General features: G+C 73.8%; 13 protein-coding genes and 1 riboswitch. Of the genes, 5 read left to right on the top strand and 8 right to left on the bottom strand.

Translation table 11 applies throughout. The features are described 5' to 3' along the window. Nucleotides 1-373: 373 nt before the first annotated feature. From ACI78Z_RS00860 to ACI78Z_RS00875, 4 genes are all read right to left on the bottom strand, one after another. Nucleotides 374-2,056 carry an AIPR family protein gene (locus ACI78Z_RS00860; RefSeq protein WP_457034616.1) on the bottom strand — a complete coding sequence of 561 codons (1,683 nt, stop codon included), beginning with the start codon at nucleotides 2,054-2,056 and terminating at the stop codon, nucleotides 374-376. Between the two features lie 76 nt (nucleotides 2,057-2,132). After that, complete coding sequence (locus ACI78Z_RS00865; RefSeq protein ID WP_457034617.1) at nucleotides 2,133-3,218, bottom strand: DUF222 domain-containing protein; 1,086 nt, start codon at nucleotides 3,216-3,218, stop codon at nucleotides 2,133-2,135. A 132-nt stretch (nucleotides 3,219-3,350) separates the two neighbouring features. Continuing rightward, a complete protein-coding gene (locus ACI78Z_RS00870; protein WP_457034618.1) occupies nucleotides 3,351-3,476 on the bottom strand; it encodes a hypothetical protein in 126 nt (41 codons plus the stop codon). Between the two features lie 214 nt (nucleotides 3,477-3,690). Then, on the bottom strand, nucleotides 3,691-4,866 hold the full coding sequence (locus ACI78Z_RS00875) for a hypothetical protein (protein ID WP_457034619.1): 1,176 nt from the start codon (nucleotides 4,864-4,866) through the stop codon (nucleotides 3,691-3,693). A gap of 142 nt (nucleotides 4,867-5,008) precedes the next feature. Here ACI78Z_RS00875 and ACI78Z_RS00880 point away from each other — a divergent pair, with 142 nt between their 5' ends. Then, nucleotides 5,009-6,007, top strand: coding sequence for a site-specific integrase (locus ACI78Z_RS00880; protein WP_457034620.1), 999 nt, complete (start codon nucleotides 5,009-5,011; stop codon nucleotides 6,005-6,007). 12 nt (nucleotides 6,008-6,019) lie between these two features. On the opposite strand, the gene ACI78Z_RS00885 is transcribed toward ACI78Z_RS00880, so the two are convergent. Together ACI78Z_RS00885 and ACI78Z_RS00890 are read right to left on the bottom strand one after the other, a co-directional pair. Next, nucleotides 6,020-7,447 carry a DUF2252 domain-containing protein gene (locus ACI78Z_RS00885; protein WP_457034621.1) on the bottom strand — a complete coding sequence of 476 codons (1,428 nt, stop codon included), beginning with the start codon at nucleotides 7,445-7,447 and terminating at the stop codon, nucleotides 6,020-6,022. Between the two features lie 78 nt (nucleotides 7,448-7,525). Further along, on the bottom strand, nucleotides 7,526-8,797 hold the full coding sequence (locus ACI78Z_RS00890; protein WP_457034622.1) for a 3-deoxy-7-phosphoheptulonate synthase: 1,272 nt from the start codon (nucleotides 8,795-8,797) through the stop codon (nucleotides 7,526-7,528). A 256-nt stretch (nucleotides 8,798-9,053) separates the two neighbouring features. Here ACI78Z_RS00890 and ACI78Z_RS00895 point away from each other — a divergent pair, with 256 nt between their 5' ends. After that, nucleotides 9,054-9,305, top strand: coding sequence for a hypothetical protein (locus ACI78Z_RS00895; protein ID WP_457034623.1), 252 nt, complete (start codon nucleotides 9,054-9,056; stop codon nucleotides 9,303-9,305). 168 nt (nucleotides 9,306-9,473) lie between these two features. Here ACI78Z_RS00895 and ACI78Z_RS00900 read toward each other — a convergent pair whose 3' ends face one another. Next, a complete protein-coding gene (locus tag ACI78Z_RS00900) occupies nucleotides 9,474-9,665 on the bottom strand; it encodes a hypothetical protein (RefSeq protein ID WP_457034624.1) in 192 nt (63 codons plus the stop codon). Nucleotides 9,666-9,817: 152 nt separating this feature from the next. Continuing rightward, nucleotides 9,818-9,912: riboswitch (SAM riboswitch) on the top strand. 247 nt (nucleotides 9,913-10,159) lie between these two features. Between ACI78Z_RS00900 and ACI78Z_RS00905 the strand changes: the two genes are divergently transcribed. The 3 genes from ACI78Z_RS00905 (at nucleotide 10,160) to ACI78Z_RS00915 (ending at nucleotide 12,725) form a co-directional block, all read left to right on the top strand. Beyond that, on the top strand, nucleotides 10,160-11,188 hold the full coding sequence (locus ACI78Z_RS00905) for a methionine ABC transporter ATP-binding protein (RefSeq protein ID WP_457034625.1): 1,029 nt from the start codon (nucleotides 10,160-10,162) through the stop codon (nucleotides 11,186-11,188). Continuing rightward, nucleotides 11,185-11,844 (top strand): methionine ABC transporter permease, encoded by a 660-nt coding sequence (locus ACI78Z_RS00910; RefSeq protein ID WP_457034626.1) that lies wholly within the window; start codon nucleotides 11,185-11,187, stop codon nucleotides 11,842-11,844. Before ACI78Z_RS00905 ends, ACI78Z_RS00910 begins: the two co-directional genes overlap by 4 nt. 62 nt (nucleotides 11,845-11,906) lie before the next feature. Next, complete coding sequence (locus tag ACI78Z_RS00915) at nucleotides 11,907-12,725, top strand: MetQ/NlpA family ABC transporter substrate-binding protein (RefSeq protein ID WP_457034627.1); 819 nt, start codon at nucleotides 11,907-11,909, stop codon at nucleotides 12,723-12,725. Nucleotides 12,726-12,803: 78 nt separating this feature from the next. On the opposite strand, the gene ACI78Z_RS00920 is transcribed toward ACI78Z_RS00915, so the two are convergent. Then, on the bottom strand, nucleotides 12,804-13,424 hold the full coding sequence (locus ACI78Z_RS00920; protein WP_457034628.1) for an antibiotic biosynthesis monooxygenase: 621 nt from the start codon (nucleotides 13,422-13,424) through the stop codon (nucleotides 12,804-12,806). Nucleotides 13,425-13,707: the final 283 nt, after the last annotated feature.

The following is a 13,707-nucleotide window of genomic DNA, read 5'->3' on the forward strand; positions in this document are numbered from 1 at the left end:
GGCTCGGCCTCGGGCGGTGCTTGGCCGCGCGCCGCTCGGCGGCGCGCCTCTGAGAGCGGTTCACAGCCGTGAACGTACCTTGCTGCGGGCATGAACCTGGATTGTCGTCCAACGTGGCTCTGACCTGCGGTGGGGTACCTATTCGCAGGCTTCCCAAGGGGCGCCTCCGGCGCCCTACCCCGTCCCCGACTCAGGCACGCGCCCGTCAAGGGCGCTCCGCGCCGCTACGCGGTGCCTCCGGCACCCTTGACCGCCGCCGGGCTGCGGTCAGCAAAGTGGAACGACCGCAGCAGGCAGCTGCGGGTCCGGGGGGAAAAACGCCCCCGGACCCCCATCAGCCAAGCGGTCCTTACTCCGATGCCGGACTACCTCGTCAACTCGCCGCGCTCTCCGGCTGCGACTCTGCGGCGGCCACAAGCTCGGCCGAGCGGCTCTGGTTCTTGAAGACGTTTCCCGGATAGCTGTTTGGAGGGAACACGTCCGCCAGCTTCGCCAGTAGGGCGACGGCACCTTCCTCGATGGTTCCGCTGGCAGTCGCGAAGTCAAAGCTCGGATCAAGAAGCCTGGCGCGACCCAGACGCTTGAGCAACACGTGCGCAATGACACGGTTGCCGTGCACGGCCACTCCGCTGCGGACACCCTCGCCAGCGCGACTCTCTTGATCGAGAATTGTGTCAACCCTCCGAACGACCTCAACGGATCGATGGACGAGCAATCCGTTGACGCTGGGATTGAACAGCGCGCTATAAGGACCCGATTCACGGTCGAAGAGGCGGGAAACTTCCCGCTTCGCAGTAACGGCATGCCCCATAGACGGTGACGCGCACGCTAGAGCCACGGCGGCCATGCGTACATCGATCACCTTGCTGCGATCGCGCAGGGTAGGAACCTCGCCTGACCTCAGCAGGTATTCAAAACCGAGCAGTCGAAGCTCCTTGACCAGTCGATGCTGTTCCTCGTCCAGGAAGACGAAGTCTTGCGAGGACACGACGTTCTGCGTGTTGGCGAATCGCGTGATCCGACGGGCCAACTCGGGGCTATCCTCGGCTACCTCGATGCAGCGCACCGACACATAGGCGCGCCCAAGGGCCTCGTCCTCACCTCCGGAGAGGGCCCTGCCTAGGGTGCTTACCGTCTGCGCTCCGTTGACCACGCTAGCGTCAACGGCTTTGAAGAAGCCGGCATCCCTATTGGCTGAACCAGCAAGACTTCTCTCGATCCTGGTTGCCAGGATGGTGATGCCGTTGTTGTAGTACCAGAAGCGCTCAGGATCCTCGCGTACGGTTCGCAGGATTCCCTCGTTGATCTCCGAGCGTGGCAGGACGACGCGGATGTTCTCCGCAAAAAGGTCGGATCCGTGCCGCTGGAACCATTCAGCTACAGTCAAGGCACTGACTCGCCCGTAGTACGCGACTGCGGGATCCGTGGTCCGCCCCCAGTCCAGTACGGGAATGTCAAGGTCGATTGCTGTCCTGGCTGGTCGGGCAAGGGATTCAAAGAAGGCCGACTGTGTCAGACAGGAGAAGTCCGCTATGGGGTGATCCTCCGACACGTCGTTGAGGATTTCGAGCAGGTCCAGAACTGGGCGCTTAACCTCATCCGACAGGTCATTGCTCGCAGTAGTGGCGACAATCATGCGCAGACGGCCACCGGGAGTCTGCATGGCCTGCCGCACGGCTTCCCGTGCTGTCTCGGAACACCCCGACGGTCCCGTGGCACCGATGTCCAAGAGAGCTCTGACCCCGTCGAGGAACTTCAGCACTGAGCCCAGGTCCACGGAGCCAGAGCCGTCTCCGCGCCACTTGGACTGCACCACGACCACGAGAGACGTCGTCGGGTCGACGGCGATCGCGTCGATCCCACGGTCACCCCCGGAGTCCGTGATCTCAACCAGTGCCGAGCCATCCCGGGCCCGTTCGCCCATGGACAGGTCGATGGCGTAGCGAGCAAGCAGGCGGGAGAGGTTGTGAGAGTCGTCAAGAGTGTCCTGCCACAGCTCTGCTGTGTAAGCACTGCGCAGGAAGGTCTCGATCTGACGGACGTGCAGGAGGCTCATTGATCACAATCCCTCGGGGTCGCCCCGAATCCTACGAGGCGGTTCGCCGCATCCACCGACGATCCGAGGGGTGGGCTTAAGGACGGGCGATGTTGGCCAGGTCGGTGGGGCCGCCGTTAATCCACTCCATCAGGTGGTGCACGTCGCACCACCAGGTCGGGGCGGCGCAGCCGGCGAACACGCATCCCCCGTCGCGGACCTCGGCGGCCCGGCGGACGTGGGGTGGGACGAGGCGGAGTGTGCGGCCATAGTCCAGCGGCATCCCGTCGGGGCCCATGACGATGCGGGTGACCTGCCCGTCGCAGGCCAGCCAGCGGGCCCGCGCGGCGGAGATCGTGGCGCCGAACCCCATCTCGCCGGCGCCGACCCCCACACTGGGGTCGGCCAGGTCCTCCAGGTCGATCTTGACGATCACCTGCGGCTTGTGCCCGCGCAGGATCGGCAGCGAGCCCGCCGCCAGCTGGTTGTCGCACAGTTGGACCAGCGCGTCGGCCTGTTGCTGCGCCCGGGTGCGCTCGTCGCCGGCGGCGCGGCCGGCCTGCACCAGCGCCTCCAGCGCGGCCTGCAGCTTCTCCCCGCCCACGGCGTCCAGATCGAACCGGCCGGTGATGCTGCCGTCGGCGTGCTTGGCGAGCACGAGCCGGCGGATCTCGGTGGGGTCGGGCTCGGGACCGTCGTCGTCGAGGCGGTCCAGGTAGTGCGCCACCGCCTTGGCGGTGTCGGCGTGCGGCCGCTGCCGGGCGACGCCGGTGAGCACCGCGTCCACCGCGGCCAGGTCCACGTCCTGCTCCGCGGCGGCCGCCACGCGCTGCGGGTCGGCGATCCGGCCGAGCACCGCGGCCTGCTCGCCGGTGATGTCGCCGGCGGCGAAGGCGGCGGCCATCGCCGGCAGGTGCGCCAGGGCTCGGCCGGCGCGCACCACCCGGGCGGCCTCGGCCTCCGACAGGTGCCCGTGCCCGCGCAGCCAGGAGCCCATCGTCTTGAGCCCGTCGCCCTCGGCGGCGCCGGGCACCTCGGCCTCGCGCACGGTGCGGGCGATCTCGGCGGCCAGCCGGTTCTGCGCGGCCAGCAGCGGGCGCAGCCGGTCCAGCAGCGCGGGGCCGAACAGCGGGGCCAGGTCCTCGACGGCGAGCGCGTCCAGGGCGGCGAGCAGCTGGTCCACGACACCTCCCACCGGTTCGATCAGGCGTTCGAAGTCTAGCCGATCCGGGAGCGCGCAGTCACTCAAATCCCCAGGTCAGAGGCTTGTCCACAGATGTGCGGACTCTCTTGACAGCCGGCGACGGAAACGCCGTCAGTGGTGACTGCCGCTGACGAGGACCTCCGCCATGGAGAGCTGCCGGACCGACGCGTCCCGCTGGCTCACCCGGCCGACGATCTCGGCCATGACCGTGTCGCCCTCCTCGGCCGTGCGCACCACCTCCAGGTCCGGGTCGCCGGCGACCCCCGGCCTCGACGGCGGCGTCGTAGGCCGCCTTGCCCTCCAGGGAGAGGACGCCGACGACGCGGTTCAGGTGGTGTCGTCGGTGAGGCACCCGAGGACCTGTGCGTGGCATCGGCGTCCTCCCGCGCGGGTGGGTCGCCGGGGCCGACCGTGCGCGGCGACGGAGGTCATCGCGTCGCGCCGGCGCGGCTCACCTGTCGGCGTCCCGACGTCGGTCCGGCCCGGCGGTCAGCTCCGCCACCCGGGCGCGGAGGACGTCGACCTCGGCGGTCAGCGCGCCGACCCGCTCGGCGGCGGTCCGGGCCTCCGCCCCCGCCTCGGCGGCCCGCCGGTCGGCGTCCTCGGCCCGTTGCGCGGACCGCGCCGCATCCGTGACGGCGTCCTGACGGCCCTGCTCGGCCGCGGCCGCCCGGCCGGCCGCCTCCCGCGCCGCGTCCCGGGCCTCGCGCTCGGCGAGCCGAGCGGCGGCCTGCTCCCGCTCGGCGTCGCGGACCTGCTGCCGGGCCGTCGCCGCCGCCGTCCGTGCCTCGTCCGCGGACCTGCGGGCCTCGTCGCGTTCGCGCGTCAGGGTCTGCAGGGTCCCCGTCAGGGTCCGCTCGGTGACGCTCCACTCGGCGCGGGCCCGGACGAGGGCGTCGTGGTCGCGGGCGGCCTCGGCCCGTGCGCGCTGCAGGGCCTCACGGGCCTCGTCCGCCGTCCGCCGGGCGGCCCGCTGCTCCTGCTCCGCGTCCTGGGCGGCCTGCGCGGCGGCGCGGCGCCCCTCCTCGGCCCGGTCCCGTGCCGCCTCGGCCGCCTGCTGTGCCGCCGTGGCGTTCCCGACGGCGCGTTCCGCGTCGGTGACCTGCTGCTCCGCCGCGGCCCGTGCCTCGTGCGCGGCGCGGTCGGCGCGGCCGGCCGCGTCCTCGGCGGCCGTGGCCCGCTGCTCGGCGAGCCGGGTCTGCTCCTCGGCGCGCAACCGCGCGGCATGGGCGGCGTCGATCGCCGCGCTCGCCTCGGTGAGCCGGGCCTCCACGGCGGCCTCGTCCTGGTACCGGTCGAGCGCGTCGGCCGCGGCGGCGAGGAGGACGGCCTGCGCCTCGGCCGCGACGACCGCGTCGCGGGCCGCGGCGGCCCACTGGCCCACCAGCTGCCGGACCCGGCCCTCGGGAGGCAGGCCCTCCGCCAGCGCGGCCGCGCTCGCCGCAGCCCGTGCCGCCCGGTCGCCGGCGGCCCGGGCGCGCGCCTGCCGCGCAGCCTCCGGGGTGTGCCGGGGATCGGCGCAGAACTTCGGCGGGGGGCCGCTGCGCCCCGCCACGCGCGGCCGGCGCTGGGCGGTGCAGCCGGGATAGGCGCACCGGTCGTCGCTCGAGGTCGCTACAGGGCCCATAGCCGGACGATAGATGGACGGCCGGTTCCGCGCATCCATTCCATCCGCGTTTGGCGAACGGTCACGCGGTCGGCGAGACTCGCTTGCTTCCGGGAATCACCTCTTCTCGGAAGCGATCTGCGACCGCGGAGGAGGACCCCGGATGGCCGGAGACACCCCGGGGGACCCGGACCCGGACCCGGGTGCTGCGCTGCTGCCCGGGGACCTGGCGTCGGTCGGGGCCTACGTGGCCGCCGCCCGGGCCGGTTCCACGAGCGAGGCCTACCGCCGGGACCGGGCCGCCTGGACCACCTGGTGCACCGCGCGCGGCCTGCCGCCGCAGCTGCCCGCCGACCCGCTGCAGGTGGCCGCGTGGCTGGCCGCGATGGCCGACGCCGGGCACAGCCCGCCCTACGTGGCCCGGCGGTTGTCCGCGCTCAACGACGCGCACCGCGGGAGCGGCCACGTCCCGCCCGGGGACCACCCCGGTGTGCGCCGCACCCTCGCCGGGATCCGCCGGACGGCGGCCCGCACCGGCTACCGCCCCCGCCGGGCCCGCGCGCTGGACACCGCGACGGTCCGGGCCCTCGTCGAGGACCTGCCCGACACCCCGGCCGGGCTCCGCGACCGGGCGCTGATCCTCCTGGGCTACGCGCTCGGCCTGCGGGCGTCGGACCTGGTGTGGCTGCGGATCGAGGACCTGACGCCCGCGGGGCACGGCGGTCTCGACGTCCTGCTGCGCTTCTCCAAGACCGATCAGGACGGCGCGGGGGAGACCCTCGCGCTGGCGGAGGGCGTCCGCGCGGCCACCTGCCCGGTCCGGGCCGTCCGTGCCTGGGTCGGCGTCCTCGCCGCGCGGGACGTCCGCTCGGGTCCCCTGTTCCGGTCCGTCGGCAAGGGGCGGAGCCAGCGGCTGGGCACGACCCCGCTCACCACGCGCAGCGTCGGCCTGGTCCTGGAGCGTGCCGCGGCGCGGGCCGGCGTCTCCGCCGAGGGGCTGTCCCCGCACTCGCTGCGCCGCGGCTTCGCCACCACCGCCTACGCCCAGGGCGTGAGCGAGAAGGAGATCAGCCGCACCGGCCGGTGGCGCTCGCTGGTCGTCCGGTCCTACGACGCATCCGGCCGCTGGGCCGACCCCGCCTCGGGCTCCCTGGGGCTCTGACCGCCGGCGCGCTCAGATGCCGGTCTCGGCCGGCAGGACACCCCGCTGGACGGCGCCCACCAGATCGGCGTGGTCGCGCTCGGTCTGGTCGGCGTACGCCCGGGCGAACCGGCAGAGGGCGGTGCGCACCTTGGCGCCGCTGCCGAGGTAACCGGCGATCATCGACGCCCCGCTGGTGCGCGCGTGCCCCTTGGCCAGCAGGTACCCGCAGATGCCCGCGTAGGAGGTGAGGGCGGCGGCGTCGATGCCGACGAGGGTGATCGCGCCCTTCATGTCCCGGAACTGGCGGACGTAGTACTGGACCTCGCCCACGCTCGTCCAGCCGAGGAGGGGGTCGCTCACCGTCTGCACCGCCTGCTGGTACTCCACCACCCGCTGTCCCTGGTGGGCGTGCCACGCCGACTCGCCGTGCACGAACGGCGCGATCACCGAGCGCCGGGCCTGCTTGAGCTGGAGGAACAGCACGTCGTCGGCGCTGCTGCCCTCGCACAGGGCCACCCACGCGCGGAGCCCGACCGAGCCGACGCCGACCACCTTGTGCGCGACGTCGACCAGGCGGTAGCCGCCCACCACCCGGGCCCAGTGCGGCGGCAGCGTGGTCAGGTAGGCGTCCAGAGCCTCGGCCAGCCGGTCCGCCTCCTCCGGCCGCGGGTGGGTGATCAGCGGGGGTTCGTCCAGGATCTGCCGCGCACCGTCGCGCTCCGCGGTGATCCGGGGCAGCGCCCGGTCACTCGTGCGCTTGCGGGCCCGGCGGGCCGACGTCTCGATCTCGGACCGCAGGGCCGTGCCGGGCGCCGTCCGCAGCAGCCGGTCGACGTCCAGGTGCTCGTAGGAGCGGGCGAGCAGCGGCTGCTCGGCGAGGGCCGCGATCTGCAGCCGGTACTCCTCCACGCACCGCGCGACCGCGTCGCCGCAGGCCGCCTCGGACGCACCGTTCTCCCGGCCCGCCACCCAGACGCTCGTGGTGAGCCGGCGCAGGTCCCACTCCCAGGCACCCGGGTGGGCCTCGTCGAAGTCGTTGAGGTCGAACACGAGGTCGCGCTCCGGGGAGGCGTAGAACCCGAAGTTGCCGAGGTGCGCGTCACCGCACACGACCGGCGTGATCCCGGTGGCGGGCAGGCCGGCGAAGTCCGCGGCGTGCACGTTCGCCGCTCCCCGGAGGAAGGCGTAGGGGGAGGCGATCATGCGCCCGACGCGCACGGGGACCAGCCAGTCCAGCCGGCCCTCGTGCGACCGGACCACCTGCTCGACGACGTCGGCACGGTCGGGCGGCGGAGACCAGTCCCCGAGCGCCGAGCGCGGGGCGCTCCGGCGCAGCCGACGGCCGAGTGCGTACCGCTCCGCGCGCGGCGGGCCGCTGTGCCGCAACGACGAGAACCCGCGGGCGTCGGCCGACGCGAGGACCGTGTGCGCCCGCGGCTCAGCCTCGATGCCGGTCACGGTGGGAGCCTGGCAGCGGTCCCGTCCGGGTGCCAGTGAGCGGTCGGCGTCCGGCCCGGGCGATCCCCCAGGGCGGTCTCAGCCCGCCTGCCGGACGCCGTTCCCGTCCGCCGCGGCGCGGCCGCGCCGTGCCCGCACGGCGCCGGCCAGCTCGTCCAGCAGGGCCGCGGTGGTGTCCGGGTCGACGCAGGCGTCCGTGACGCTCACGCCGTACGTCAGGTCACCAGGACGCTGCTGGTCCAGGTCCTGCCGGCCGGCGACCAGGTTGCTCTCCACCATCACGCCGCGGATCGCCGCCTCGCCGGCGACGATCTGGCCGGCCAGGTCGTGCACGACGTCGATCTGGCGCAGGTGGTTCTTCTGGCTGTTGCCGTGGGAGGCGTCGACCACCACCACCTCCGGCAGGCCGCGCTCCCGCAGCGCGGCCTTCGTCGCAGCGATGTGGGCCGCGGAGTAGTTGGGGCCGTGCTTGTCGCCACGGAGGATCACGTGGCCCGTCTCGTTGCCGGTCGTGGCCAGCTGGGCGGTCATCCCGTGGCGGTCGACGCCCAGGAACTCGTGCGGCGCCCGGGCCGCGATGACGGCCTGGACGGCGGCCTCGATGCTCCCCTCCGGCGAGTTCTTGAAGCCGATGACCGACGAGAACCCGGACACCCGCTCGCGGGCGGTCTGGTCGGTCACGTTGCGGGCGCCGACGCCGTTGTAGGTGACCAGGCCGTTCACGTACTGCGGTGTCAGGGCGTTCAGCGGTTCGGCCGCGACCGGGACGCCCATCGCGGTGATCCGGCACATGAGCATCCGGGTCGCGATCAGGCCGACGCTGATGCGGTTGGATCCGTCGAGGTAGGGGTCGTAGGCGAACCCCTTCCAGTCGACCTCCGTCCTCGGCTTCTCGGTGTACGTGCGCATCACGATCTCCAGGTCGTCACCGTGCCTGGCGCGCATCCGACGGACGAAGCCGGCGTACTCCAGGGCGGCGGCCGGATCGTGGATCGAGCACGGGCCGGCGATGACGACCAGCCGGCTGTCGGCGCCGCTGACGATGTCGGCCACGGCGCGGCGTCCGGCCCGCGTGGTGGCGACGGAGGCAGCGGACAGCGGCAGGACGCTCGCCACCGCCTCCGGGGTCACGACGATGGTCAGGGCCGCGATCCGGGTGTTCACCAGGCCGGAGAGATCGGCCGCGGCCGCATCCTGGAGGCCGAGTCGCTGCTGGACGCCGGGCAGCAGGTCGGCCTGCGTGGCGTCGATCTGCCGGTTCACCGCACGCTGCACCTCGAGCAGGGCATCGGCGATGCGCGCGGAGACGTCGAGCATCCGGTCGGCCGGCAGGTCCTCGTGCTGTGCCATCGTGCGAACGCCTCCTGGATGGGCCGGGGGAACCGCGATCCCACGCGCGGACGGGGCCGACCGGCCGAGCGGCACCTGCCGCCATCGTCGCAGGCGTCGCGGGGGCTCGGCCCGGGCCGTGCACCGGCCGGGGAAGGGGCCACCGCCGACGACGTGGCCCCTCTCCGTGCCCGGTCCGACGGGGTCGGACGTCGTCCGCCTCGGGCACCGGCTCGCGCCGACCTCCGGAGCGGGTCGCACCGAGGAAGCTGTGCCCATGGACGTCACCACCGTCAACGACCGCCACCTGTACGAGGGCCGGGTCGTCCTCCGGGATCCGGCGAACCCGGCGGATGCGGTCGAGCTGCCCCGGCGGATCGTGCGATTCGGCCCACCCGGTTGGCTCACCGTCACGGACCGGCTGAGCGACGACGCCGACGTCGAGCTGTACCCCACGAGCCGGGTGCTGGCGGTCTCCGAGCTTCGGGAGGTCGGCGGAGCGGCGCTCCACTCGAGTGCCGCACACTAGGCCCGACCGCTCGTGCGGCACGGGCTCCCGACGTCGAGGCGGGGACGCGGCGCCGGCGAGTCGGTCCGCGCGCCGGGGCGCGGTCCCGTCGGTGCCGTCGGGTGACGCGTTCGAGGACCGGGTCGCGGCGACCTCATCCTCCGGCCGGGAGGGTGTGGGAACGCCGGGTCAGCGGAAGGTGACGTCGGTGATCCGGGCCCGGAAGAGCTCGCCGTCGGCCTGGCGGTCGGTGCCCCACCACCAGCCCGCGCGCAGCTCCGGGCCGAAGATCACCCCGCCGGAGGTCGCCTCGGCCTCGATGGGCACACCGAAGGGGTGCCGGCCGAAGGGGACGCCGTCCGGGTTGCCCCAGAGCTGCACACCCGCCTCCTCGCCCGGCGCCGGACGTGCTCGAAGGCGGCGAGTAGCGCGGCTCGGCGGTCCGTCGGGCGCGCTCGTCGCGGTCGGCTGTGGGTGACGTCGCAGGCCAGGGGCGCCGGTCCCTCCTCGCCACTGGGTAGAGTCGATCCAGAAGACCATCCGGAGCGGCTGAGAGACCTGGCTCGACGACGCCGCAGCAACCCCCCGCCTCCGCGGACGAGGGTGCTACTGCCAGGACCGATGGAGGACTCGATGACAGGCCCAGCGCCCACGTGGGCCCGCCGGCACGTCGACCTGAGCCGCACCGCCGCGGCCCTGTGTCGCTGACCGCCCGACCCCCGTCGCGGTAGCCGCCCGGTCACACCGGGCAGATCAGCCGTCGCCGTCTCCCGCCCGTGACGCCTCCGGCCGTCCGCGGGGTACCCCCGCGTGCGTCCGCCGCCGGCGCCGCTCGACCCCCGTCCCTGCCTGCTCACCCCGAGGACTGCCCGCCCGTGATCGAACTGAAGGACGTCCGCAAGGTCTTCCCCGCCCGGAGGCGCTCCGGCGAGGTCGTCGCCGTCGACGGGGTGAACCTGCGGGTGGCGGCCGGCGAGTTCGCCGGCGTGGTGGGCCCCAGCGGGTCGGGCAAGAGCACGCTGGTGCGCCTGGTGAACCTGCTGGAGCGGCCCACGTCGGGATCGGTGACCGTGGACGGCCGGGTGCTCACCGAGCTGCCGGACGACGAGGTGCGGCGCGCGCGCCGCTCCATCGGGATGGTGTTCCAGCACTTCGAGCTCCTCGACTCGCGGACCGCGGCAGGCAACGTCGAGCACCCGCTCGAGCTGGCCGGGGTCGGCCGGGCCGAGCGCCGTCGCCGGGCCACCGACCTGCTGGACCTCGTCGGGCTGGGGGAGCGGGCCGACGCGCACCCGGGGCAGCTGTCCGGCGGGCAGAAGCAGCGGGTGGCCATCGCCCGGGCCCTGGCCGGCCGCCCCACGGTGCTGCTCTGCGACGAGGCGACCTCCGCCCTGGACCAGGCCAGCACGGCCGGCGTGCTGGACCTGCTGCGCCGGGTGCGGTCGGAGCTCGGGCTCACCGTCCTGCTCATCACCCACGAGATGGCGGTGGTCAAGGCCGTGTGTGACAGCGCCGTCCTGCTGGAGCGGGGCCGGGTCGTGGACAGCGGCCGGCTGTCGGAGGTCCTGACCCGCGAGCACTCGCCGCTCGGGGACGCGCTGCTGCCCGCCCCGGTCGCCGACGCCGGCGCCGGCCACAGCGGGGTCCTGCTGCGGGTGACCGTCACCGACCGCACGCCCGAGACCGTCGTCCTGCGGACCCTGGTCGGGGAGCTCGGGCTCGCGGTCGAGGTCGCCGGCGGCTCGGTGGAGACGGTCGCCGGCGGGCGGTACGGCCGGCTGCTGCTGCGCGCCACGGGCGACCTGGGGCGGCTGGACGGCGCCGTCCGCCGGCTGCGCGACGACGGCGTCCTGATCGAACCGGTGCACGCGGACACGGTTCCGGCGGCGGGGGTGGACCGGTGAGCGACTGGGCCCGCATCTACCCGCAGCTGGTCGAGGCGACCGGCGAGACGCTGTACATGGTCGGGGTCTCCGCGCTGCTCACGGTGGTGTTCGGCGTCCCCCTCGGGATCCTGCTGACGGTCACCGCCCCGGGGGCGCTCGCCCCGCGGCCGCTGCTGCACCGGCTGCTGGGGCTGGTGGTCAACCTCGGCCGGTCGCTGCCCTTCATCATCCTGCTGTTCCTCGTCGCCCCCGTCACCCGCGGTCTCGTCGGGACGACGATCGGCTCGACGGCAGCCATCGTGCCGCTGACGATCGGCGCCGTCCCCTTCCTCGCCCGGCTCGTGGAGACCAGCCTCCGCGAGGTCGCCCCCGGGAAGGTCGAGGCGGCGATGTCCATGGGCGCGCGCCGCCGGGACGTCGTCCGCACCGTGCTGCTGCCCGAGGCGCGGCCCTCGCTGATCGCCGGGGTCACCGTCACCGTCGTCGCGCTGATCAGCTACTCGGCGATGGCCGGGGCCGTCGGCGGCGGCGGGCTCGGGGACTTCGCCATCCGCTTCGGCTACCAGCAGTTCCGGACCGACATCACCCTGCTGACCGTCGTCCTGCTGCTGCTCATCGTGCAGGCCCTGCAGTGGGCCGGCGACCACTGGGCGCGCCGGCTGGCCCACGCCTGACCGCCCTCCCCACCTCCGGTGGCCGCCCGGCCACCGATCACCCCCTGAGGAGAACCCCCACCATGCGCTCCCGTCTGACCTCGCTCCTGGCCGCGTCCGCGGCGACCGCCCTGCTCGCCGCGTGCGGCGGCGGTGAGGCCGAGCTGTCCGCGGCCGACGAGCCGCTGCGGGTCGGGGCCTCCCCGGTGCCGCACGCCGAGATCCTGCGGTACGTCGACGAGGAGCTCGCCGCCGGCGCCGGCCTGGACCTGGAGGTCGTCGAGTTCACCGACTACGTGCAGCCGAACGTGGCGCTGGACGACGGGTCGCTGGACGCCAACTACTTCCAGACCATCCCGTACCTGGAGGAGCAGGAGGCCAGCGCCGGGTACGACTTCACCCCGCTGGAGCCGGTGCACATCGAGCCGCTGGGCATCTACTCCGAGTCGCTGACCGACCTCGCCGCACTCCCCGACGGCGCGACCGTGGCGATCCCGAACGACCCGACCAACGCCGCCCGCGCGCTGCGGCTGCTCGAGGCCAACGGGCTGATCACCCTGGCCGACACCGGCGACGCCGCGCCGACGTCGCTGGACGTCCAGGACAACCCGAAGGACCTGCAGATCTCCGAGGTGGAGGCCGCCCAGGTGCCCCGGTCGCTGGCCGACGTCGACATCGCGGTGATCAACGGCAACTACGCCATCGAGGCCGACCTGGTCCCGGCGGAGGACGCCCTGGCGCTGGAGGAGGCCGAGGGCAACCCCAACGCCAACCTGGTGGTCGTGCGGACCGGTGACGAGGACGACGAGCGGATCCAGCAGCTGGAGCAGCTGCTGCACTCCGACGAGGTCCGCCGGTTCATCGAGCAGACCTACGAGGGCGCGGTCATCCCCGCCTTCTGACGGTCGACGCGCGGGGGCCCGGCCGCACGTCCGGCCCCCGCGCGCCACCACGGGCACCCCGCGGCCGCGGCCGGCCGGTCAGACGGTCTCGGGCACCCGCAGGTGGGCCAGGGCGAGGTCGAACTCGGTGACCTCGAGGATCTCCATGCCCATCCGGTTCGAGAACTCCTCGCGCAGGGTCGTGAACTGGTCGCGGGTGTGCGTCATCGCCTCGCGGCTGTCGAACACGACCGCCGAGACGCACCGGCCGTCCCGGCGGTCGACCATGAGGCTGTTGCTGCAGAACCCGGGGGTCTGCTCCCACCAGGGCATCAGGCTCTCCCGGTAGGCGGTGGTGACCCGGTCCAGGTTCGCGGGGCCGGTCCGGGCCCACGTGACCCGCGCGCAGGCGCCGTCCCCTGCCCGGTGCGCCCGGTGCAGGACGGCGATCTCCCACTCCTGCACCTCGGTCGTGGCCCGGAACCGCTCGGCCACCCGCTCCCGTGACGCGCGGATCTGCTCGGCGCTGGCGTGCATCGCGTCCTCGGTCTCCCAGGCGCTGGTGGCGATGCACCGACCGGTGTCGCGGTCGGTCAGGAGCGAGAGACCGACGCAGCCCTCCAGCCGCGTGACCATCGGCATGACGTCGTCGCGGATGGCGGTGGTGAGGTCGTCGACGACCTCCGGCCGGACTCGGATGGTGGTGGATCGGGCGTACATGGCCACCACTCCTTCCTGGTGGCGGCGACGCCCCTGCGGCACCGCCGCGCGACACACTGTGCTCCTCCGCCCGGGTCCGGGCAACGGGCATCCCGCACCGGGTGCGGCGACTCCTGCGCGCCGCCCACCGGGTGGACGCTGGGCGCTCCTCGAGACCCCCGGGAGACGACGATGACCCCCAGGCACCCCCTGCTCCGTTCCGTGGTCGCGGCCGCCGCGGTCGCCGCCGTCGGCTCGCTCGTCCGGTCCATGGTGCGGGCGGTGACCAGGTAGGCGGTCGGCC

This window comes from Geodermatophilus sp. SYSU D01176, from assembly GCF_054050015.1.